21 protein-coding genes and 1 tRNA gene are annotated in these 19,514 nt (G+C 71.8%); 10 read left to right on the top strand and 12 right to left on the bottom strand.

Annotated elements, in window-relative coordinates:
* Nucleotides 1-75: 75 nt before the first annotated feature.
* On the bottom strand, nucleotides 76-318 hold the full coding sequence (locus ABZ463_RS00515) for a phosphopantetheine-binding protein (RefSeq protein WP_352009149.1): 243 nt from the start codon (nucleotides 316-318) through the stop codon (nucleotides 76-78).
* A gap of 45 nt (nucleotides 319-363) precedes the next feature.
* On the bottom strand, nucleotides 364-1,704 hold the full coding sequence (locus ABZ463_RS00510) for a lysine N(6)-hydroxylase/L-ornithine N(5)-oxygenase family protein (RefSeq protein ID WP_352009148.1): 1,341 nt from the start codon (nucleotides 1,702-1,704) through the stop codon (nucleotides 364-366).
* A gap of 256 nt (nucleotides 1,705-1,960) precedes the next feature.
* Between ABZ463_RS00510 and ABZ463_RS00505 the strand changes: the two genes are divergently transcribed.
* The 4 genes from ABZ463_RS00505 to ABZ463_RS00490 are packed head-to-tail and all read left to right on the top strand — an operon-like array spanning nucleotide 1,961 to nucleotide 6,143.
* Nucleotides 1,961-2,710, top strand: coding sequence for a 2,3-dihydro-2,3-dihydroxybenzoate dehydrogenase (locus ABZ463_RS00505; protein WP_352009147.1), 750 nt, complete (start codon nucleotides 1,961-1,963; stop codon nucleotides 2,708-2,710).
* Between the two features lie 21 nt (nucleotides 2,711-2,731).
* Complete coding sequence (locus tag ABZ463_RS00500) at nucleotides 2,732-3,880, top strand: isochorismate synthase (RefSeq protein ID WP_362771656.1); 1,149 nt, start codon at nucleotides 2,732-2,734, stop codon at nucleotides 3,878-3,880.
* Between the two features lie 11 nt (nucleotides 3,881-3,891).
* Complete coding sequence (locus ABZ463_RS00495; RefSeq protein ID WP_362771654.1) at nucleotides 3,892-5,463, top strand: (2,3-dihydroxybenzoyl)adenylate synthase; 1,572 nt, start codon at nucleotides 3,892-3,894, stop codon at nucleotides 5,461-5,463.
* A gap of 20 nt (nucleotides 5,464-5,483) precedes the next feature.
* Nucleotides 5,484-6,143 (top strand): isochorismatase family protein, encoded by a 660-nt coding sequence (locus ABZ463_RS00490; protein WP_352009144.1) that lies wholly within the window; start codon nucleotides 5,484-5,486, stop codon nucleotides 6,141-6,143.
* A 78-nt stretch (nucleotides 6,144-6,221) separates the two neighbouring features.
* Here the strand turns inward: ABZ463_RS00490 and ABZ463_RS00485 are convergent, their stop codons facing one another.
* The 4 genes from ABZ463_RS00485 to ABZ463_RS00470 form a co-directional block, all read right to left on the bottom strand.
* Nucleotides 6,222-7,025, bottom strand: coding sequence for a DUF1028 domain-containing protein (locus ABZ463_RS00485; RefSeq protein WP_362771652.1), 804 nt, complete (start codon nucleotides 7,023-7,025; stop codon nucleotides 6,222-6,224).
* A gap of 100 nt (nucleotides 7,026-7,125) precedes the next feature.
* On the bottom strand, nucleotides 7,126-7,779 hold the full coding sequence (locus ABZ463_RS00480) for a class I SAM-dependent methyltransferase (protein ID WP_352009142.1): 654 nt from the start codon (nucleotides 7,777-7,779) through the stop codon (nucleotides 7,126-7,128).
* Nucleotides 7,780-8,240: 461 nt separating this feature from the next.
* Nucleotides 8,241-8,792, bottom strand: a complete 552-nt coding sequence (locus tag ABZ463_RS00475) for a hypothetical protein (protein WP_352009141.1) — start codon at nucleotides 8,790-8,792, stop codon at nucleotides 8,241-8,243.
* A gap of 78 nt (nucleotides 8,793-8,870) precedes the next feature.
* The gene (locus ABZ463_RS00470; protein WP_362771649.1) at nucleotides 8,871-9,623 is read right to left on the bottom strand and encodes a lysophospholipid acyltransferase family protein; all 753 of its coding nucleotides are present in this window, start codon (nucleotides 9,621-9,623) and stop codon (nucleotides 8,871-8,873) included.
* 117 nt (nucleotides 9,624-9,740) lie between these two features.
* Between ABZ463_RS00470 and dhaK the strand changes: the two genes are divergently transcribed.
* Genes dhaK through ABZ463_RS00455 form a run of 3 tightly spaced genes read left to right on the top strand, consistent with a single transcriptional unit; the run spans nucleotide 9,741 to nucleotide 11,777 of the window.
* Nucleotides 9,741-10,733 carry a dihydroxyacetone kinase subunit DhaK gene (gene dhaK, locus ABZ463_RS00465; protein ID WP_362771647.1) on the top strand — a complete coding sequence of 331 codons (993 nt, stop codon included), beginning with the start codon at nucleotides 9,741-9,743 and terminating at the stop codon, nucleotides 10,731-10,733.
* Entirely contained in the window at nucleotides 10,733-11,398 is a 666-nt protein-coding gene (dhaL, locus tag ABZ463_RS00460) for a dihydroxyacetone kinase subunit DhaL (protein ID WP_352009138.1), read from the top strand. The genes dhaK and dhaL overlap by 1 nt, the downstream gene beginning before the upstream one ends.
* A gap of 7 nt (nucleotides 11,399-11,405) precedes the next feature.
* On the top strand, nucleotides 11,406-11,777 hold the full coding sequence (locus ABZ463_RS00455; RefSeq protein ID WP_352009137.1) for a phosphoenolpyruvate--protein phosphotransferase: 372 nt from the start codon (nucleotides 11,406-11,408) through the stop codon (nucleotides 11,775-11,777).
* Between the two features lie 107 nt (nucleotides 11,778-11,884).
* Here the strand turns inward: ABZ463_RS00455 and ABZ463_RS00450 are convergent, their stop codons facing one another.
* From ABZ463_RS00450 to ABZ463_RS00435, 4 genes are all read right to left on the bottom strand, one after another.
* Complete coding sequence (locus tag ABZ463_RS00450) at nucleotides 11,885-12,376, bottom strand: hypothetical protein (protein WP_362771644.1); 492 nt, start codon at nucleotides 12,374-12,376, stop codon at nucleotides 11,885-11,887.
* 127 nt (nucleotides 12,377-12,503) lie between these two features.
* Nucleotides 12,504-13,454: an endolytic transglycosylase MltG gene (gene mltG / locus ABZ463_RS00445; RefSeq protein WP_352009135.1), complete on the bottom strand. Its 951-nt coding sequence runs from the start codon at nucleotides 13,452-13,454 to the stop codon at nucleotides 12,504-12,506.
* The gene (locus ABZ463_RS00440) at nucleotides 13,451-13,963 is read right to left on the bottom strand and encodes a SigE family RNA polymerase sigma factor (protein ID WP_352009134.1); all 513 of its coding nucleotides are present in this window, start codon (nucleotides 13,961-13,963) and stop codon (nucleotides 13,451-13,453) included. The genes mltG and ABZ463_RS00440 overlap by 4 nt, the downstream gene beginning before the upstream one ends.
* Before the next feature lie 77 nt (nucleotides 13,964-14,040).
* Nucleotides 14,041-14,283, bottom strand: a complete 243-nt coding sequence (locus tag ABZ463_RS00435) for a hypothetical protein (RefSeq protein ID WP_352009133.1) — start codon at nucleotides 14,281-14,283, stop codon at nucleotides 14,041-14,043.
* A 96-nt stretch (nucleotides 14,284-14,379) separates the two neighbouring features.
* Here ABZ463_RS00435 and ABZ463_RS00430 point away from each other — a divergent pair, with 96 nt between their 5' ends.
* Nucleotides 14,380-14,952, top strand: a complete 573-nt coding sequence (locus tag ABZ463_RS00430) for a TetR family transcriptional regulator (protein WP_362771641.1) — start codon at nucleotides 14,380-14,382, stop codon at nucleotides 14,950-14,952.
* Nucleotides 14,953-15,392: 440 nt separating this feature from the next.
* On the opposite strand, the gene ABZ463_RS00425 is transcribed toward ABZ463_RS00430, so the two are convergent.
* Nucleotides 15,393-15,469, bottom strand: a tRNA-Pro gene (locus ABZ463_RS00425).
* Nucleotides 15,470-15,576: 107 nt separating this feature from the next.
* Here ABZ463_RS00425 and ABZ463_RS00420 point away from each other — a divergent pair.
* Both ABZ463_RS00420 and ABZ463_RS00415 read left to right on the top strand, forming a co-directional pair.
* Nucleotides 15,577-16,053 (top strand): Rrf2 family transcriptional regulator, encoded by a 477-nt coding sequence (locus ABZ463_RS00420; RefSeq protein ID WP_362771639.1) that lies wholly within the window; start codon nucleotides 15,577-15,579, stop codon nucleotides 16,051-16,053.
* A gap of 73 nt (nucleotides 16,054-16,126) precedes the next feature.
* Nucleotides 16,127-17,314, top strand: coding sequence for an MFS transporter (locus tag ABZ463_RS00415; protein WP_362771637.1), 1,188 nt, complete (start codon nucleotides 16,127-16,129; stop codon nucleotides 17,312-17,314).
* Nucleotides 17,315-17,459: 145 nt separating this feature from the next.
* Here the strand turns inward: ABZ463_RS00415 and ABZ463_RS00410 are convergent, their stop codons facing one another.
* The gene (locus tag ABZ463_RS00410) at nucleotides 17,460-19,382 is read right to left on the bottom strand and encodes an AfsR/SARP family transcriptional regulator (protein ID WP_362771635.1); all 1,923 of its coding nucleotides are present in this window, start codon (nucleotides 19,380-19,382) and stop codon (nucleotides 17,460-17,462) included.
* Nucleotides 19,383-19,514: the final 132 nt, after the last annotated feature.

Raw genomic sequence — 19,514 nt, 5'->3', positions numbered from 1 at the left:
TCTCGTCTTCCATGGCGGATCCCGGGCGCCTGCGGCCCGGCCCGCCGAACGTGGTTCAGGCGCCGTCGGCCCGGCTCACCGGCCGCCGTCCTCCATGCGGTCGCTGATGAGCCGCCACCAGGCGGCGACGGTCGGCTGCTCGGCCAGTTCGATGAAGGTGGTGCTGACGCCCGCCGCGCGCCAGCGTTCGACGAGGCTCATCACGCGGATCGAGTCGAGTCCGCGGTCGAGGAGGTTCTCGTCGTCGGAGATCTCGGCCGGCTGCTCGGACAGGACGTCGGCGACGTCCTCCCGGACGCGCTCGTGGCTCAGCGACATGGGGTGACCGTTGCTTTCTCATCGGGTGGTCGGGGGGCGGGCTGTCTAGCCGAGGGCGGCCACGGACGCGGAGTCCACGCCGGGCAGGCCGCTCGCGCGGGGGCCGCCCGCGATCGAGCGGACGATGTCCCCCGCCCTGACGGCCACGTTGGACAGCAGGGAGGACGACAGGCCGTGGGCGTACTCGGTGCCGCCCTGCAGGTAGATCCCGGCCTTGACGGACGGGTCGGTGAGCACGCGGTAGTCGGCGCCGACCAGCAGCCGTCCCTCGTCGTCGAGGCGGCAGTGCCCGGCCAGGTCACCGAGCAGTTCGGCCGGGTCGACGGGGCGGTAGCCGGTGGCGAAGACCACGGCGTCGCAGTCGAGGACGGTGCTCGTGCCGGTCGCCAGGTGGTCGACGTGCACGCGCACGCCGTCGGTGACCTCGTCCAGGCCCGCGACGCGGGAGACGTTGAGGATGCGCAGCCGTTCCCGGCCGACGACCTTCTCCTGGTAGGCGCGCCGGTAGAGCTCCTCGATGAGTTCGAGGTCGACGACCGAGTAGTTGGTGTTGGCGTGGTAGTCCAGCAGGGATCGCCGGACGTCCTCGGGGGCGGCGTGGAACTCGTCCACGGCCTCGGCGTCGAAGATCCGGTTGGCGAACGGGCTGTCGTCCGCGGGGCTGTAGCCGTACCGGGTGAAGATCGAGCAGACCTCGGCCTCCGGGTAGGTCCGGTGCAGGTGGTCGGTGACCTCCGCGGCGCTCTGTCCCGCGCCGACGACGGCGAAGCGCCGCCGGGTGAGCGGGGGCAGCCCGGCCAGCCGGGTCAGCAGGTCGGCGTTGTGCCAGACGCGCTCGGACAGGTGCACGCCCTTGGGCAGCCGGGGCCGCAGGCCGGGGGCGAGCACCAGGTTGCGGGTGTGGCCGAGGACCTGGCCGTCGTCGCCGAGGACCTCGATCCGCCCGGCGTCGCCGTGGGCGTCCCACACGGGCCGGGCGCCGCGCACCGTGGTGCCGTAGGTGACCTGGTGGGCGAACAGCGCGGCGACCCACTCCAGGTAGTCGTTGAACTCGACGCGGGTCGGGAACAGCGTCTTGTGGTTGACGAAGTCGGCGAGCCTGCCCTTGGCGTGCAGGTAGAACAGGAAGCCGTACTCGCTGGCGGGGTTGCGGAGGGTCGCGAGGTCCTTGAGGAAGGAGACCTGCAGCGTCGCCCCTTCGATGAGCATTCCCGGGTGCCAGCCGAATCGCTCACGGCGCTCGAAGAACGCCGCCTCCAGAGCCGTTCCCGTCGTGCCGTGCTCTCGCAACGCCACGGCCAGGGCGAGGTTGGCCGGACCGAATCCGACGCCGACCAGGTCGAGTGGCCGCCGAGACCGTGGTCTCTCCGCGGGGGGTTCCGACATTCCGCTCCTCGTGTCTGGGCATGGCTGAGCCCCCCTCAGAAAAAGGGCATGCGTAATGGAAGGGCCCAAAATCCACCTAAAGTACTTAGGTAAGTCTTACCTAAGATCTATCCCGTCAAGACGGACGTCAAGGGGCAATCCAGTGTGAACCAGATCACAACAGTCGATCTCTTGACAGACCTTGTCGGGACATGGAAGGTAAATTTAGGCTTACCTAAGTTTAGGCTTACCTAAGTTGACCAGTGAGGGCAGAGCGATGAACGAGCCCGGCCTCTCGGGTGCCGTGGCACTCGTGACGGGTGCCGCACGAGGTATCGGAGCGGCCGTGACGACCGCGCTCGCCCGCGCGGGGGCCGCCGTCGCCGGGGTCGACCTCCTTCCCGAACCCTGGGAGGACCGGGACGAGAAGGTGACCCGGCTGGTCGCCGACGTCACCGACCCCGCACGGATGGAGACGGTCGTCGCGGAGGTCGAGGACCTCCTCGGCCCGATCGGCGTCCTGGTCAACGTGGCGGGCATCCTGCGCACCGGCGCGGTGACGGACTTCGGCGAGGACGACTGGAACCGGGTGTTCGCGGTGAACGCCTCGGGCGTCTTCCACGTCTCAAGGGCCGTCGCGCGCAGGATGGTTCCCCGCCGTTCCGGGACGATCATCACCGTGGCGTCGAACGCGGGCGGCGTGCCCCGGATGGGGATGGCGGCCTACGCCGCCTCCAAGGCCGCCTCCGCCATGTTCACCCGCTGCCTCGGGCTCGAACTCGCCGAGCACGGCATCCGCTGCAACGTGGTCTCCCCCGGTTCGACGGAGACCGTGATGCAGGCCGGGCTCGACCGGCGCTCCGTGCTTGAGGGCGATCCCGCGACCTTCAGGGTCGGCATCCCGCTCGGCCGGGTCGCCGACCCCTCCGACATCGCGGACGCCGTGACCTTCCTCGCCTCCGACCGTGCGCGGCACATCACCATGCAGGACCTGTACGTGGACGGCGGCGCCACGCTGCGAGCCTGACTTCTGTAGGAAAGGCTAGTTTTGAGCATCGCATACGAGGCGGTCACCGCCTCCGAGCTGCTGCACGGGTACCGTCCCGGGCTCTCCTCCCTCTTCTCCTCCCCCCAGCACACGCTGCTGGGCCAGGGGTGCGCCGACGTGGTGCCCCCCGCGGCGACGCTGCGCGAGCTGGCGGGCCGCGTGCGGGAGCGGGCGGGTCTCGTCATGGGCGCCATCCCGTTCGACGAGCCGGGTGCGGCGCACCTCGTCGCGCCGGAGCGGGCCCGGTGGGCCGACCCCTTCGTCCCCTGCGACCCGCCGGAGGCCGAACCGGGGCAGCCGTGGCGGATCGTCGCGGTCCCCAGCCCGGCCGACCACCGCAAGGGGGTACGGCGCGCCCTGGACCTGCTGGAACGGGGCGCCCTGGACAAGATCGTCCTGGCCCGGTCCCTGGAGCTGACCCGACCCGAACCGGTGGACGTCGTGACGATGGTGCGCCGCCTGGCGGGCCGCGACCCGCACGGCCACATCTTCGCGGTGCCGCTGCCCGGTGACAGGACCCTGGTCGGCGCGAGTCCCGAGCTGCTGGTCTCCCGTACCGGGCCGGCCGTGGTGGCCAACCCCCTGGCGGGGTCGGCGCCGCGCAGCGCAGACCCGCAGGAGGACCGCCGCCGCGCGGCGGCCCTGCTCTGCTCCGCCAAGGACCAGCGGGAGCACGCCGTCGTCGTCGAGGCGGTCGCCGACGCGCTCGCCCCGCACTGCCGCGCGCTCAGCGTGCCCGCCGAGCCCTCACTCGTCTGCACGGCCACCATGTGGCACCTGTCGACCAGGGTCACCGGCCGCCTGAACGACCCGGCGACGACCTCACTCGACCTGGCCGTCGCGCTGCACCCCACCCCGGCCGTCTGCGGCACGCCCACCGGGGCGGCCCGCGCCGCCATCGCCGACATCGAGCCCTTCGACCGCGGCTTCTACACCGGCATGGTCGGCTGGTGCGACGCCTCGGGCGACGGCGAGTGGGCCGTCACCATCCGCTGCGCCGAGGTGTCGCGGACCGGGGTCCGCCTGTTCGCGGGCGGCGGCATCGTCGCGGGCTCGGTCCCCGAGGCCGAACTCGACGAGACCTCCGCGAAGTTCCGCACCCTCCTGCACGCCCTCGGTCTCGGCGCGCAGGCCTCAACCCACGATTGACGGGAACCACGATGAGCGTTGTGCCGTACCCGCCGGAGTTCGCCGAGCGGTACCGCGCCGCCGGATACTGGCGCGGCGAGACATTCGGCGGTCTGCTCCGCGAACGGGCCGCGGCGCACGGCGACCGCGTCGCCCTGGTCGGCGGCGGCGAGCGGGTGACCTACCGCGAGCTGGACGAACGCGCCGACGGGCTGGCGACCGGCCTGCTCGGGCTCGGGCTCGGCCCCGGTGACCGGGTCGTCGTCCAGCTCCCCAACCGGATCTCCTTCTACGAGGTCTGCTTCGCGCTGTTCCGGATCGGGGCGCTGCCGGTGTTCGCGCTCCCGGCCCACCGGTCCTCGGAGATCTCCTACTTCTGCGAGTTCACCGAGGCCGCGGCGTACGTCATCCCCGACGTCCACGACGGCTTCGACCACCGGCGGCTCGCCGAGGGGCTGAAGGTGCCGCACGTGATCGTGGACGGCGACCCCGGTGGGCACGTCGCCCTGGACTCCCTGCGCGCGGACGGCGCGGGCCCCACGGACATCCCCGGCCCGGTCCCCTCCGACGTGGCCTTCCTGCAGCTGTCCGGCGGCAGCACCGGGCTGCCCAAGCTCATTCCCCGCACCCACGACGACTACATCTACAGCTTCCGCGCCAGCGCCGAGATCTGCGGGCTCGACGAGACGAGCGTCTACCTGTGCGCGCTGCCCGCCGGGCACAACTTCCCGATGAGCTCCCCCGGCGTCTTCGGCGCCCTGTACGCCGGGGGACGCGCGGTGCTGGCCCCCCACCCTGGGCCGGACACCTGCTTCCCGCTGATCGAGGCGGAGGGTGTGACGATCACCGGGCTGGTGCCGCCGCTGGCGCTGCTGTGGGTCGAGGCCGCCCGCCGCGCCGAGCACGACCTGTCGAGCCTGCGCGTGCTGCAGGTCGGCGGAGCGAAGCTGAGCGAGGAGGCGGCGCGCAGAGTGAGCCCCGCCCTCGGCTGCGCCCTGCAGCAGGTCTTCGGGATGGCCGAGGGACTGGTCAACTACACCCGCTTCGACGACCCCGAGGAGATCGTCGTCACCACGCAGGGCAGGCCGATCTCACCCGACGACGAGATCCTGATCGTTGACGACTCCGGCTCCCCGGTCGCCCCCGGGGAGACCGGCCACCTGCTCACCCGCGGGCCGTACACGATCCGCGGCTACTACCGCGCCGAGGAGCACAACGCGACCGCCTTCACCCCCGACGGCTTCTACCGGACCGGCGACATCGTACGGCGGACGCCGACCGGCCACCTCGTCGTCGAGGGACGGGCGAAGGACCAGATCAACCGGGGCGGCGAGAAGATCGCGGCCGAGGAGGTCGAGAACCACCTGCTCGCCCACCCGGCCGTGCACGACGTGTCGGTCGTGGCGATCCCCGACGCCTATCTCGGCGAACGGTCCTGCGCCCACGTCGTGACCCGATCCCCCGTCGGCGTGCCCGAGCTGAAGGCCTTCCTGCGGGAGCGGGGCCTCGCCGACTACAAGATCCCCGACCGGATCGAGTTCACCGAGACGCTGCCGACGACCGCCGTCGGCAAGGTCAGCAAGGTCAGGCTCAGAACCCGTTGACGACCGAAGAAAGGAACGACGTGGCCATTCCCGCCATCGCCCCCTATCCCATGCCGGGAGAGGAGGGGCTGCCCGAGAACCGGGTGGAGTGGACGCCGGACCCACGGCGTGCGCTGCTGCTCGTGCACGACATGCAGAACTACTTCGTCAGCGCGTTCACCCAGGGCGCGTCGCCGATGTCCGACCTGGTGGCGAACGTCTCCGCGCTCCGCGAGACCGCCGGGCGGCTCGGTGTCCCCGTCGTCTACTCGGCCCAGCCCGGCGGGCAGACCCGCACGCAGCGCGGCCTGCTGCAGGACTTCTGGGGGGCGGGGATCGGCCCCGAGCCCGGCGCCCAGGAGATCATCCCGGCCCTGGCCCCGGGTCCCGACGACGTCCACCTCGTGAAGTGGCGCTACAGCGCCTTCCACCGCACCCGCCTGCGCGAGCTGATGACGGAGACCGGCAGGGACCAGCTGGTCGTCACCGGGATCTACGCCCACATCGGCTGCCTGATGACCGCCTGCGACGCGTTCATGAGCGACACGCAGGTCTTCTTCGTCGCCGACGCCGTCGCCGACTTCTCCGCCGAGCACCACGGGATGGCCCTGACCTACGCCGCCGAGCGGTGCGCGATGGTCCTGACCACCCGGCGTCTGAACGAGCGGCTCACCACCGCGGCCACCGTGGTGGCCCACTGATCCCGTACGGCGTCGTCACCAGGGTGTCCCGGCGTGGGGACGCCCTGGTGACCCCGTCCTCGCAGGGGCCCGGCCGCCTCAGGCGTCTCCCCTGAGGCGGGCCAGGACGATCGGGTCGATCCTGCCCTCGACCAGCCTGCCCTCCAGGTTCTCGACCCCGGCCCACTGGTCGAGTGTGTCGTGTCCCAGCTCCTTCAGGCGGGCCTCGATCTCCTCGGCCAGCTCTCCCCGGACCTCCAGCAGGCTCTCCGGGTCGGGCCTGCCGAACAGCAGCTCGTGGACGTCCAGCAGCCTGCGCAGTTCGGTCACCGGGTCGGGGTGGTCGTCGACGCGCAGGTCGCAGGCGACGTCGCCCGAGCCCGCGTAGCCCGCGCCCGCCTCGACCACGTAGACCGCCGCGCTCTGCCTGCCCCTGCTGTCGCCGCCGGCGGCGTCGCCCGCGGCCAGCGCGGCCACCAGCCGTTCGGCGAGGGGCAGTTCCGCGGCGGCCAGCCAGGCCGCCTCCATCTCCCGGACCACCTCGGGGCCGGTGAGGATGTTGCCCTGGATGGCGTAGCCGTCACCGCTGACCCCGCCCGCCCAGGCGGGGCACTCCTGCCCGGTGAAGGTGGCGCCCGCGCCGTCGGCTCCGACCACGCCGAGCTGACGCTGGTCCCGCCCGGGGTCGGAGGCGATCAGCCCGGCCACCGCGTCCTCGGCCCGCGTCCCGGTACGCAGCAGCGCCAGTCCCTGCGGCCGGAAGGCGACGTTGGCCCACGCCTGGGTCGCCAGCGCTCCGGCGCCCGCCTCCGCGGCGGGCACGATCGCCCCGGCCGCCAGGAACTTGCTCGCCACGGCGACCCCGTAGGCGTCACCGGCCCTTGCCACGATCGAAAACGTCACGCGCCGACCGTACCCGGACAAAACGGCGAGGTCCATATCACCCCTGCACGGCCCCGTCTCCGCTGGAGGGCCGTCGTCCTGGCACGGTCCATCCGCGAACTCAACGCTTGATCGCGATCAGGGCCTTCACCAGACCGGCCATCCACTCGTAGTGGAGCTCCGAGTCCGGGAAGTAGTGCCGCATCTCGGTCTTGCTGAGCAGTTCGATCTCGGCCACCGAGCGCACCGCGCTCGCCCGGTCCGCCGGGCGGGTGTGCACCAGGGGCCAGCGCCGCACGGTCGCCGCCCGCACCGCCATCGGCATGAACTGCAACCCGGGGAAGACGTAGTGCGGCTCGACGGGGAAGTAGCGGTAGGGCGTCTGCACCCAGTGCCGGTCGGCCAGGTCGTAGACGGCCTCGGCGAAGCTCTCCCGTCTGGCGTGGCCGCCGACGTGCTCGATGACCGCGTTCGAGAAGACCAGGTCGTAGCGGCCGTGGGTGGCGGCGCGCAGATCACAGGCGTCGCCGTTCTCCACGGTCACCCACGGGGGCAGCTCGGCGGGCGGGGTGGAGAGGTTGACGATGTGCACACGCGCGGGCTTGACCGGCGAACGGAGCCAGGCGCTGGCCGTACCGCCCAGGTCGATGACCGTCATGTCGCCCACGTCGGGGAAGACCCGCGCCAGCCACTGCCAGCGGCGCGCGCGGGCCTTGGCACCCAGGGAGTCAGGAGCGTCCACGAACCTGCTACGCAGGGCGGTCAAACGGCTCATCGGGCATCCATTCTCGGAGTCGAGCAATACACCGGACAGCAGGGTCAGATTTCCTGAACGTTCGCGATGCCTCACCGTCGTCAGCCGACGGCCCCCGATTCCCCGTTCGCGAGACAGCAGGGAGATACCCCTTGATTCTCATGAACTTCAGGAAGTTTTCCATAGAGGGGATATCCGTCGTTAGTGCATCGTTATAGTGCGCGATCAGGTGACACGCGCGACTCATGAGGCATATAGCGAAATATCACATTTGACCGGATTTACCTGCTGGACATCTCGCCCAAAAATACCAATCGTCCCCTCCTTGCCATCCCGAACAGAAACTTCCTTCCAGGCGCCACCCCCTCTCTCAATTCGCAAAATTTACGACTATTCGGCCGGTTCTTAATGAGAAACCAGGAACGGTCCAAAAACCATGACCAATGCCATACGGATCACGCCCCTCGTAATACCTCTAAGCATCACGAATAGGCAGCGACCACGCCCACGACGAGACCGGCCAGAGAGACGGCCGTGAGCAGGCATCCGACGGCCACGGCCGGGCGCCGGCCACGCCGTACCCGCAGGACGTACAGCAGCGCGTACGGCAGGAAGCCCAGCACCCCGACACCGAGGAAGGGCAGGGTGAGGGCGGCCAGCACACCCGAGGTGCCGGCCGGGACCGCGCGGTCGCCCTCCGGGGTGAGCCGGGCGCGCCTGACGTCGCCGACCGTCGAGTCGGGTGAGGCGGCGACCTGCACCGTCTCACCGGTGCGGTCCAGGACGAAGCTGCCCCGGCAGTCGTAACGCCCCTGCCCCAGAGGCGCGCACGAGACGACCGTCAGGGTTCCCGGGGAGCCGGTCCTCCCCGTGGCGAGCTTGAGATCCTCGACCGCGAAGACGAAGGGCGCCAGGCCGAGCGCCGCCCAGAGGATCATCAGCACGGCCATCCCCACCGGCCCGGGAGTACGCCCCGGCCCCGGCGACGGGGCGGGCTGGAAGGCCTCGGCGAGGTTGTCGAACACGTCATTCATGGGATCAGCGTGGACCACACCGCTTGTGGCCCACCTGACACCGGCTTGCGGACCTCCCGGGGCTCGCGGGGCGGGCCTTCAGGACAGGTCGTCGCCCTGTCTCGCCTGCGCCTCCGCGGCGTCCAGCTTGGCGGCCTCCTCCGGAGTCGGGGCGCCGCCACCGAGGTGGCTGGGCTGCCACCACGCGCCCGGCGGGATCTCCGGATAGGTCCGCTGCGCCCGGTCGAGCAGCTCGGCCATCCTCCTGCGCAACTCGGCGGTGACCGCGTCGTAGTCGTCACCGCGCTTGGGCTCCAGCGGTTCGCCGACCAGGACCGTGATCGGCACGTGCCGCTGCAGCAGCCTCCTGGGCCGCCCCTTGGTCCACAGCCGCTGGGTGCCCCACAGGGCCATCGGGATCAGCGGCACCTTCGCGCCGACGGCCATCCTGACCGCGCCGTTCTTGATCTCCTTGACCGTGAAGGACCGGCTGATCGTGGCCTCGGCGAACACCCCGACGACCTCACCCGACTTGAGCGCCTTCAGCGACGCGCCGAACGCGGCGGCACCCGCGGCCCTGTCCACCGGGATGTGGTGCATGCCGCGCATCAGCGGACCCGAGATCCGGTGGTCGAAGACATCCTTCTTCGCCATGAAGCGGACCAGACGCTCGGCGGGCAGGGCCGCCAGGCCCGCGAAGATGAAGTCCAGATAGCTGATGTGGTTGCTGGCGAGCACCGCGCCGCCGGTCCGCGGAATCCGCTCCGCGCCCTCGACATGGATCTTGAGGTCCAGCGCGCGGAACAGGGTCTTCGCCAGCGCGATGACCGGGGGGTACACGATCTCAGCCATGGCTGAACCGTACCTCAGTCCTCCCCCTCCCCCGGTACCCCCGCCCCGCCCTCGCCCCACTGAGAGTTCCGCACCGCCGTGCTTGCCACGACACGGGAACGGGAAGAGCTAAGGAATGTGAAGAAGCTCATCAACAGCGCCGAAACGGTCGTCACGGACGCGCTGCGCGGGCTGGCGGCCGCCCACCCCGACCTGAGGGTCGACCCCGGCGGCCGGATCGTCTCCCGTGCCTGCGGTCCCACCCCGGGCAAGGTCGGGCTGGTCTCCGGCGGCGGCTCCGGCCACGAGCCGCTGCACGCGGGCTTCGTCGGGTACGGCATGCTCGACGCGGCCTGTCCCGGCGAGATCTTCACCTCCCTGGTGCCCGACCAGATGGTCACCGCGACCGCCGCCGCGAACGGCGGCGTGGGCGTGCTCCACGTCGTGAAGAACTACACCGGCGACGTCCTGAACTTCGAACTGGCCGCCGACCTGTGCGCCGAGGAGGGCGTCGAGATCGCCCGTGTGCTCGTCGACGACGACGTGGCCGTGCGCGACTCCCCGGACACCGCGGGCCGCAGGGGCACCGGCGCGACCGTCTTCGTGGAGAAGATCGCCGGAGCCGCCGCGGAGGGCGGCGCGCCGCTGGCCGAGGTCGCGCGGGTGGCCCGGGAGGTCAACGCCAGGAGCCGCTCCTTCGGCATCGCGCTGGAGGCCTGCACGACTCCCGTCTCGGGCAGGCCGACCTTCGAACTGGGCGAGACCGAGATCGAGCTGGGCGTCGGCATCCACGGCGAGCCCGGACGGTCACGCGCCGCCATGCGCGACGCCCGGGAACTGGCCGCCGTCGCGCTCGACGCCGTCAATGAGGACATGCCGCTCTCCGGCGACGTCCTGGTCATGGTGAACGGCCTGGGCGGCACGCCGCTCATCGAACTCCACATCGTCTTCGCCGAGATCGCCGAGCGGTTGTCCGGCAGGGGCGCGCGGGTGGCGCGCAGCCTGGTCGGCGACTACGTCACCAGTCTCGACATGCGGGGCTTCTCCGTCACGGCCTGTCTGCTGAGCGAGGACCTCGCCCGCCTGTGGGACGCCCCGGTCCAGACCCCCGCCCTGCGCTGGGGCCGCTGATGGACACCGCCCTCCTCACCCGGTGGATCACCGGGATCGCCGAGACGGTGCGCGCGAACCGGGAACGGCTCACCGAACTGGACGCCGCGATCGGCGACGCCGACCACGGCGTCAACCTCGACCGGGGCTTCGGCGCCGCCGTACAGGCGCTGGCCGAGGAGCCACCGGTCAGCCCCGGCGCCCTGCTCCGTCTGGTGGGCGGCACGCTGATCCGCAGGGTCGGCGGCGCCTCCGGCCCCCTGTACGGCACGGCGTTCCGGGAGGCGGGCAGGCACCTCGGCTCTCTCGGCGACTCCCCCGAGGTGTCCCCCGCCGAACTGGCCCGCGCGCTCAGGGCCGGCCTCGACGGCGTCACGCGGCTGGGGTCGGCGGCGGAGGGTGACAAGACCATGGTGGACGCGCTCGCCCCGGCCGTCAGGGCGCTTGAGTCGGCCACCGCGTCACCCGCCGCCGCCCGAGCCGTCGCCGAAGAGCGGGAGGCGTTCGAGGCGGCGGCCTCGGCCGCCCTCGCGGGAGCGGAGGCCACGATCCCGATGGTGGCCCGTAAGGGCAGGGCCAGCTATCTCGGCCCTCGCAGCGCGGGTCACGAGGACCCCGGCGCCGCCTCCTGCGCGCTCGTGTTCGCCGCCCTGCTCTCGGCCGTGAACGATCCCGGGCAGGGGTAGGGCGCCGATGGTCGGCATCGTCCTCATCTCCCACAGCGGGCCGCTCGCCTCGGAGGTCGCGACGCTGGCCGCCCAGATCTGCGGCGTCACCGTACCCCTGGCTCCCGCGGGGGGCGCGTCCGACGGCGGCCTGGGCAACAGCGCCGACCTGGTGGCCGCGGCGATCTCCCGGGTCGACCAGGGGGACGGGGTGATCCTGATCCCCGACCTCGGCGGCTCGGTCCTGACGGCCCGCCTCTTCGAGGCCCCCGGGGTCGTGGTCGCCGACGTACCGTTCGTCGAGGGCGCCGTCGCGGCGGTCGTCTCAGCGAGCACGGGGGCGTCCCTGCGGGCCGTACTGGCCTCGGCGGAGGAGTCCAGGACCTTCCGCAAGCTCTGAGGCCGGGCTCCGGGCGGCGGCCGGCCGAGGCGTCGGGCCCGGCCGTCCGGTGAGGACCCAGGTGGGGGGTCGGGACCTCACCGGACGCGCCTCGCGGGTCCGCCGGACTACTTGACGAGCTTGCCGAGTGCCCCTTCGTACTCCTGGGCGTCCATCGGCATCAGCTCCTTCGAGACCCGCACCACGACCGGGCCCTTCACGTAGCTGTACTCGGCGAGTGTCGGGACCTTCTGCGCGCTCTCCTTCAGGAGGTTGGCGCGCACCTCCGCGTCTCCGGCCGTGGCGAAGACCTCGACGCTGCCGCCGAGGCCCACGTCACCCTGCTTGGCTCCGGGGACCTTGGTGGCGTCGACCCGCTGGTCGGTGAAGGAGGCCTTGGAGGTGTAACCGTTCGGCTTCCCGAGCAACTTGTTCGGGTCGTTGGAGGCGGTGTAGGTCACCGTGAGGGACACGGGCAGTCCCTGTTTGGCCAGCGCCTCGACCATCTGGGTGGCGTTCATGGTGGTGGTCGGAGCGCTCGCGCAACCCGCGAGGGTGAAGATCAGCAACCCGGCGGAAACCGCCGTGCCCGTTCGTCGCTTCTGGGGGGTTTTGAACATACCCCTTTCTTCGTTTGGAGCGCTCTCCTCATTACACGAACGACATCATCGGTTCCATACCGTGTCCTTCCGCAGGAGAGAGTCCCGTCCCGGGGCCGCCTGGGAGAGCGCTCCCCCGGCTCGTGACTCACCCGGCCTTCCCGAGGTTCCCGCGGTACTCCCTGGTCAGTTCGAGGAACTCGGCTTCGGAGGCGGCGAACTTCGTGACACCCCTCTTCGGGTCGGTCGTCACGAAGTAGAGCCAGGGCCCGGCGGCCGGCTTCAGGGCGGCCGCGATGGCGTCGGCGCCCGGGTTGCAGATGGGCCCGGGCGGCAGGCCCCGGCGCGCGTAGGTGTTGTACGGCGAACGGCTCCTGAGATCCTCCTGCGAGGCCTTGGCGCCGTACTTGCCCAGGCCGTACAGGACGGTGCTGTCCAGTTGCAGTCTCAGTCCGGGCGTGTGGTCCAGCCGGTTGTGGACGACCCGCGCGATCTTCGGCATGTCGCGTTTGTCGGCCGACTCGGCCTGGACGATGCTGGCGATGATCAGGATCTCCAGTGGTGTACGGCCGGCGCGCCTGGCGCCGGCCACCAGATCGCCGTCCCCGGCCACGCGGTTGAAGCGCGTCACCATCGCGGCGAGGATCTCGCCGGGGCTCGACGTGGACGGGACCTCGTAGGTTCCGGGGAAGGCGAATCCCTCCAGCGCGCCCCTGGCGTAGGACGGCAGGCCGAGCGCCCCGCCGTCCTTGGCGGCCCGCCCGAACTCCGCCTGCGGTCTTCCGGTGGCGGCCGACAGCCGCTCCAGGACCTGTGAGAGCCGTAGCCCCTCCCGCACGGTCAGGGTGATCCGTCCCCGCCCGGTCTCCACAGACGCCGTGCCCGGACCCTGCCCGGCGGCGTCCCGGGATGAGGACAGGCCCTGGGACACGAGCGTGGACCCGACCGCCATCGCGGTCACGGCCGCCGCCGCGACCAGGGCGAGTCCGCGCCCGCGGGGGCGCCCCCGCCTGACCTGGACGAACCGGTCCGGTGGGGGCGGCTGCTCCTCGTGGGCCATGTCGGAAAGGGTCTCGCGCAGCAGATCCTCGATGTTCATCCGAACTCCCTCACCGTGCTCAGTTCGGGCGCGGCCGCCCTCAGACGTTCCAGCGACCGGTGGATCTGGCTGCGCACCGACCCCACCCTGACGCCGAGCAGTCGTGCGATCTCGGTCTCGGACAGGTCCTCGAAGTAGCGCAGCACGAGGATGGTCCGCTGCCGGGGGGTCAGCCGGGCGAGTGCCTCGCGCATCACCAGGCGGAGATCCGCCGCCTCGGCGTGCCCGTCGCCGATCCGTTCGGGCAGCCATCCGGTGGGCACCTCCGCGATGCGGGAACGGCGCCGCCACCGGCTCACCTGCTCGTGGTACATGACGCGGCGGACATAACCCTCGATGGCCGCGGTGTCCCGCAGACCCCGCCATTTCGCCGCCGTTTTCGCCAGCGCCGACTGCACCAGGTCCTCAGCGGCGTGCCGGTCGCCGGTCAGCAGGTAGGCGGTGCGGAACAGCGCCCCCGATCGATCGATGACGAACTCCCTGAGGTCCGCCTCAAATCCTGGATCCACCCGTCCTCCTCTCGATGTCACCGGACAAGGACGCGGACGGAGCGCCGATCTATGCCGGTGGGACCGGATCGCCCGGTCTAGGCGTCGTCCGAGGTGGTCAGGCGGCGGCTCCGGCGAAGGTGGGCGTGGACGCGCAGGAGGCTGGGGACGAGGGCGTACACCACGGCGGGGACCACGATCGCGGTGAGCGCCAGGGTGCGCAACGGCAGCGGCAGCGGCGCGAGGACGGGCCCGATCACGACCTGGACCAGCATGATCATCGCGTAGACCGACAGCCAGGTGATCACGGCGCGGTGGTGCACGGAGGGGACAGCGGACATGTCAGTGCCTTTCGCTACACATTTCCAACTCGCTGGTTGGATATTGTCACGACAGACTCCAACTGTCCAGTTGGAATTTCGGCTATGCTGGCCGCCATGGCGTGGAACACGGAGAGGACACGGCAGCTCCTGCTGGACGCGGCCGTACAGGAGTTCGCCCAGCACGGCCCCGAGGCCGCCCGGCTGGATCGGGTCGCCGCCGCCGCGGGCGTCAACAAGGAACGCATCTACCAGTACTTCGGCAACAAGGAGCAGCTGTTCGCCGCCGTGCTGACCTCGGCGCTGGAACGGCTGGCCGAGGCCGTGCCACTGGACGAGCACCTGGCCGGCGACCTGCCGGAGTACGCCGGGCGCGTCTACGACTACCACCGTGAGCATCCACAGCTCATCCGCCTGCTGCACTGGGAGGGCCTGCACCGCGGCGACGGGCCCATCGCGGCCGAGGAGCGGCGCGGTGCCCACTACGCCGCGAAGCTGGCCGCGCTGACCGCCGCCCAGAAGGCGGGCACCCTGAACCCGGACCTCGCGGCCAGGGAACTGCTCTACGCCGTGGTCGCCCTGGCCGGATGGTGGTACGCCACCCCGCAGCTCGCCCGCATGATCATGGCGGAGGGCACGGAGACCGCCCGGGACACCCTCGTCCGCCTGGTCGCCAGGCTGGCCGGCTGAGGCGGACGTCGTCCTCCCGATCTCCGAGTCGTTCGCGGGTCTCTCCACACTTGGCGGCCCGCCGTGGATCGGCCCCGTCGGTCTCCTCAGGCGAGAGGCCTGCCACCCACAGCGACGACCAACGGTTCGCCGAAACCCACAGAGAACCGATTCACCGGACATCCCGAATCTCGACGCCGCGCCGAGGGCACCCGGCGCGGCGGGGCGCCCGTGGTGCTCAAGCAGGGGCGGCCCTGGTTCGAAGCCGATGAGGACGGCAGGGACGTGCGTGACCCGCCGCGCGACGAGGAGGCCGTTCTTCGGCACCCCTCTCAGGAAGCTGCGCCCTGCGCGCGCGGGAGTACGGCCCTCTTGTGGGACGCCGGTGCCTCAGTTGGTGCCTCAGAACGCGAAAAAGGTGCCTCTCATGTGAGAGACACCCTCGCTGACCAGTGGAAACCTGGTCGGGACGACAGGATTTGAACCTGCGACCCCTTGACCCCCAGTCAAGTGCGCTACCAAGCTGCGCTACGTCCCGGTTGTCCTTCGGACACCGTGAACCTTAGCGTAGATCAGCAGCGTGTGCACACGAGCGAGCCGGTGGCCGACGTCGACGGGATAACCGGGATGTGTAATATCCCGGTTATGTTGATGGGTGAGGGCGTCGAGTGGGGTCTGCACTGCTGTCTGGCCCTGGCGTGGCTGGGAGATCAGGCGCCGGTGTCGACGGGACGGCTGGCCGAGGTGTTCGAACTGCCGCCCGAGTACCTGAAGAAGCGTCTCCAGCCACTGGTGCGTGCGGGAATCCTGTCCTCCTCGCCGGGGCCGCGCGGCGGCTACTCGCTGGCGCGGACACCTGAGGAGATCAGCCTCATGGACGTGGTGGCCGCGATCGAGGGACGGCAGGACGCGTTCCGCTGCACCGAGATCCGGCAGCGCGGCGCCGGAGCCGAGGCCGCGGGCTCCGAGTTCGCCCGTCCGTGCGGGGTCGCGCAGGCGATGCGCAGGGCGGAGCTCGCGTGGCGGCGGGAACTGGCCGCGCAGACCCTGGCGGATCTCATCGCGGTGAGTCCCGCGGCGGCCCCGGCGCGGGTGCGCCGGTTCTGCCAGACCCTTTCCTGACCCCGGTCCTCCGGCACGAGGAGATCCATCGCGCCCGGCCGGCCGGCCGGGCCTCATTGAAAGGTAAATCGGGATGTCAAATGTCTCGATATCGCGCCCGGCCGCCCTCGGCGGCCTGGGCCGGACGTGGGTGCTGGCCCTGGGAACGTTCGCGGTGGGCACGGACGCGTTCGTCCTGGCCGGGTTCCTGCCGGACGTCGCCGCCTCACTGCGCGCCTCGACGGCGGGCGCGGGGCAGGCGGTGACGGTGTTCGCCGCCTGCTACGCGCTCGCGGCGCCGGTGGTGGCCACCCTGACCGCGCGGCTGCCGCGCCGGGCGCTGCTGGTGGCGGCGCTGGTGCTGCTGGCCGCGGCGAACGCGGGCTCCGCGCTGGCGCCGGACCTGCCGTCGCTGCTGGTCACCCGGGTGCTCGCGGCGGTCGGCGCGGCGGCCTACACCCCGACCGCAGGGGCGGTCTCGGCGGCGTTGGTCCGTCCCGAACTGCGGGCCAGGGCGCTGGCCGTGGTCGTCGGCGGGCTGACGGTGGCGACGGCGCTGGGGGTGCCGCTCGGCGGCGCGATCGGAGCGGTGATGGGCTGGCGGGCCGCCCTGGGCCTGGTGGCGGCGTTGTGCCTGGTGACCGCGCTGGCCGCGGGCGCGTTGACGCCGCCCCTTCCCGGAGGCGTCCCGGTGCCGCTGCGGACCAGGCTGGCGGCGCTGCGCAGGCCCGGGGTGGCCATGGTGCTGCCGCTGACGGCCCTGGGCATGGCCGCCGCCTACACCGCCTACGCCTTCGCGGTCCCGGCGCTGCGTGCCCTGGGTGTGACCGGCTCGGGCACCGTGTGGGTGCTGTCCGCCTACGGTCTCGGCGCCGTCGCGGGGAACCTGGCCGCCGGTTTCGCCGCCGACCGGATCGGCCCGGTCAGGACGCTGGCCACCGGCTACGCGCTGATGGCCGTGACCATGGCCGCCTTCGCGACGCTGGCCGTGACGGGCGTGCGGGCGCCCGCCGCGGTCGCCCTGCTGGCCGTCACGTGGGGCGCGGCGAGCTGGTGTCAGACCCCGCCGCAGCAGCACCGGCTGATCGAGGCGGCGACGGCGCAGGCACCGCTGCTGGTGGCGCTGAACTCATCGGCGATCTATCTCGGCATCAGCGTGGGCACGGCGGTCGGCGGGCTGACGATGCCGGCCGGGACGGGGACGACGTTCGCCGTCGCGACGGCGCTGGCGCTGGCCGCGCTCGCCTGGCTGTCCGTGACCGCCGGGGTCACCCGTCGGTGAGGAACGCGAGCCGATCCGGATCTGCCGGCTTCGGGCGCCCGCTCCTCACCTCGGTCCGTGTCCCGCCGCCTCGCCGGTGAACACCCCCGGCCTGGCGCGGCACCCGAACATGAACCGGACAGAGTTCACGAGAGCAAACGCCCGCTCAGAGGACGGCGATCATGTGCGCCGGTACGGTGGCGGCCTCCGCGAGGCAGGCCTCCTCGCCCGCCTCACGGACGGCGCGCAGGTACCAGGCCAGCAGGGCGTCCAGGGCTCGGGCGCGCTCGGGTTCTGGGTCCTCGGCCCAGGCGCGTTCGAGGGCGTACTCGCGGACCAGGTCGTGGAGGGCGTAGCGGCCCGGTTCGGTCTCCTCGACGAGCCCCGCGGCGGCGAGACCGTACAGCAGGCGGTCGGCCTCGCCTGGGGGCGTGCCCGCGAGCGCGGCGGCCGCCTCGGCGGTGAAGACGGGCCCCGGGACCATGCCGAGCAGCCGGAACAGGCGCCGGGCGGGCGGGTCGAGGTGGCGGTAGGAGCTGTCGAGCGCGCCGCGCGCGATCTCACGCGCCTCCCCGGCGGCGGGCACGGAAAGCCTGGCGCCGGCGAGCCTGCGGGCCCGGCCCGCCGTCTCCCCCACGGGCCCACCCGCGACGTCGGCCGCGGCGACGCGCAGCGCCAGCGGCAGGTAACCGCAGGCCCTGGCCAGTTCCCCGGCCGCCTCGGGCTCCGCCGACAACCGTTCGCCGCCCGGGAGTTTGCCGAACAGGGTGACCGCCTCGTCCGAGGCGAGCACGCCGAGCGGGACCGGGACCGCGCCGTCCCTGGCGACGAGGCCCGCCAGGTGTTCCCTGCTGGTGACCACCGTGGCGCAGCGCCTGCCGCCGGGCAGGAGGGGACGGACCTGCTCCACACTGCCCGCGTTGTCCAGCACGACCAGCACCCTGCGGTCGGCGAGCAGGCTGCGGTAGACCGCGCCCGCCTCCTCCACGGTGCCGGGCACGCGCTCGGCGGGAACGCCCAGCGCGCGCAGGAACCGTCCGAGGACCTCGATCGGGCGCAGCGGCCGTCGCGGTGAGTGACCGTGCAGGTCGACGTAGAGCTGCCCGTCGGGGAAGCGGGAGCGGGTCCGGTGCGCCCAGTGGACGGCCAGGGCGGTCTTGCCGACGCCGCTCGTGCCGGTCACCAGCGAGATCGCCACCGTTTCGTCACCGGTCACGACCGAGTCCAGCAGGGTCAGTTCGGCGGCGCGGCCGGTGAACTGGCCGGGTTCCGCGGGCAGCTGGGCGGGGACCGCGTCCGCCTCGACGGACGGCAGAAGAACGGTCCCCGCCCCGCGTACGGTGCCGCGCAGGATTGTCTGGTGCAGTTGCCGCAGCTCAGGGCCGGGGTCGAGGCCGAGTTCCTCGACGAGACGGCGCCGGGTGCGTTCGTATCGCTCCAAGGCGTCGGCCCTGCGGCCCGCCCGGCACAGGGCCAGCATGAGCAGGCCGACCAGTCCCTCCCTGAAGGGGTGCTCGGCCACGAGCGCGATCAGTTCGGGGATCAGCACCGTGGCGTGGCCCGCGCGCGCCTCGGCGTTCAGGCACTCCTCGGTGGCGGCCAGCCGTTCCTCGGTGAGGGTCTCGCGCAGCCCGTCGAGCAGCTCACCTCCGGAGACTCCGGTCAGGGGTTCCCCCCGCCACAGCGCGATGGCGCGCCGCAGGGCGACGGCCTGCGCCTCGTCGGTGTCGAGAGAGCGTGCCCTGGTGACCGAAATCCGGAACTCGTGGACGTCCACCTGTTCGGCCGCGAGTTCGAGGAGGTAGCCCTGCGGCGCGTAGGCGATCGTGACGCCCATCCCGGCGAGGGCCGGCCGCAGCCGCGAGACGTATCCCTGGACCAGGCCCCGCGCCCCCGCCGGTGCCCGCTCCCCCCATAAACCTCTGATCAGCCGTTCCATCGGGACCGTACGACCCGCCTCCAGCGCGAGCAGGGCCAGCACCGCTCGCTGCCGCGGCGGGCCGAGGGGGACCTCCCGGCATTCGCAACGCGCCTGGACCGCTCCGAGCAGCCCGATTTTCAGAACGTGCCCCAGGCACCTTTCTGACATTTCGCTCTCCGTCTGTCACATCGTTGTCACAGGCAGCCATGCGAGAAACACGAGATGTAGTCCAGCCGAAATCCAGGCCGCATCAAGTCCACATCCAGCGCTCCTCGACAGCATGAACGCGATCCCCCGAAT

This window comes from Streptosporangium sp. NPDC020145 (genome assembly GCF_040631275.1).
GTDB lineage: Bacteria > Actinomycetota > Actinomycetes > Streptosporangiales > Streptosporangiaceae > Streptosporangium.
This window is presented reverse-complemented; position numbering and strand designations above follow the sequence as displayed.

Excerpts from the sequence above, each read along its gene's own strand:
- ABZ463_RS00455 (WP_352009137.1), top strand. The coding sequence starts at position 11,406 with ATGGTCGGCATCGTCCTCATCTCCCACAGCGGGCCGCTCGCCTCGGAG.
- ABZ463_RS00410 (WP_362771635.1), bottom strand. The coding sequence starts at position 19,382 with ATGTCAGAAAGGTGCCTGGGGCACGTTCTGAAAATCGGGCTGCTCGGA.
- ABZ463_RS00495 (WP_362771654.1), top strand. The coding sequence starts at position 3,892 with ATGAGCGTTGTGCCGTACCCGCCGGAGTTCGCCGAGCGGTACCGCGCC.
- ABZ463_RS00475 (WP_352009141.1), bottom strand. The coding sequence starts at position 8,792 with ATGAATGACGTGTTCGACAACCTCGCCGAGGCCTTCCAGCCCGCCCCG.
- ABZ463_RS00505 (WP_352009147.1), top strand. The coding sequence starts at position 1,961 with ATGAACGAGCCCGGCCTCTCGGGTGCCGTGGCACTCGTGACGGGTGCC.
- ABZ463_RS00420 (WP_362771639.1), top strand. The coding sequence starts at position 15,577 with ATGTTGATGGGTGAGGGCGTCGAGTGGGGTCTGCACTGCTGTCTGGCC.
- ABZ463_RS00480 (WP_352009142.1), bottom strand. The coding sequence starts at position 7,779 with ATGAGCCGTTTGACCGCCCTGCGTAGCAGGTTCGTGGACGCTCCTGAC.
- dhaL (WP_352009138.1), top strand. The coding sequence starts at position 10,733 with ATGGACACCGCCCTCCTCACCCGGTGGATCACCGGGATCGCCGAGACG.
- ABZ463_RS00435 (WP_352009133.1), bottom strand. The coding sequence starts at position 14,283 with ATGTCCGCTGTCCCCTCCGTGCACCACCGCGCCGTGATCACCTGGCTG.
- ABZ463_RS00430 (WP_362771641.1), top strand. The coding sequence starts at position 14,380 with ATGGCGTGGAACACGGAGAGGACACGGCAGCTCCTGCTGGACGCGGCC.
- ABZ463_RS00415 (WP_362771637.1), top strand. The coding sequence starts at position 16,127 with ATGTCAAATGTCTCGATATCGCGCCCGGCCGCCCTCGGCGGCCTGGGC.
- ABZ463_RS00470 (WP_362771649.1), bottom strand. The coding sequence starts at position 9,623 with ATGGCTGAGATCGTGTACCCCCCGGTCATCGCGCTGGCGAAGACCCTG.
- mltG (WP_352009135.1), bottom strand. The coding sequence starts at position 13,454 with ATGAACATCGAGGATCTGCTGCGCGAGACCCTTTCCGACATGGCCCAC.
- ABZ463_RS00450 (WP_362771644.1), bottom strand. The coding sequence starts at position 12,376 with ATGTTCAAAACCCCCCAGAAGCGACGAACGGGCACGGCGGTTTCCGCC.
- ABZ463_RS00515 (WP_352009149.1), bottom strand. The coding sequence starts at position 318 with ATGTCGCTGAGCCACGAGCGCGTCCGGGAGGACGTCGCCGACGTCCTG.
- ABZ463_RS00510 (WP_352009148.1), bottom strand. The coding sequence starts at position 1,704 with ATGTCGGAACCCCCCGCGGAGAGACCACGGTCTCGGCGGCCACTCGAC.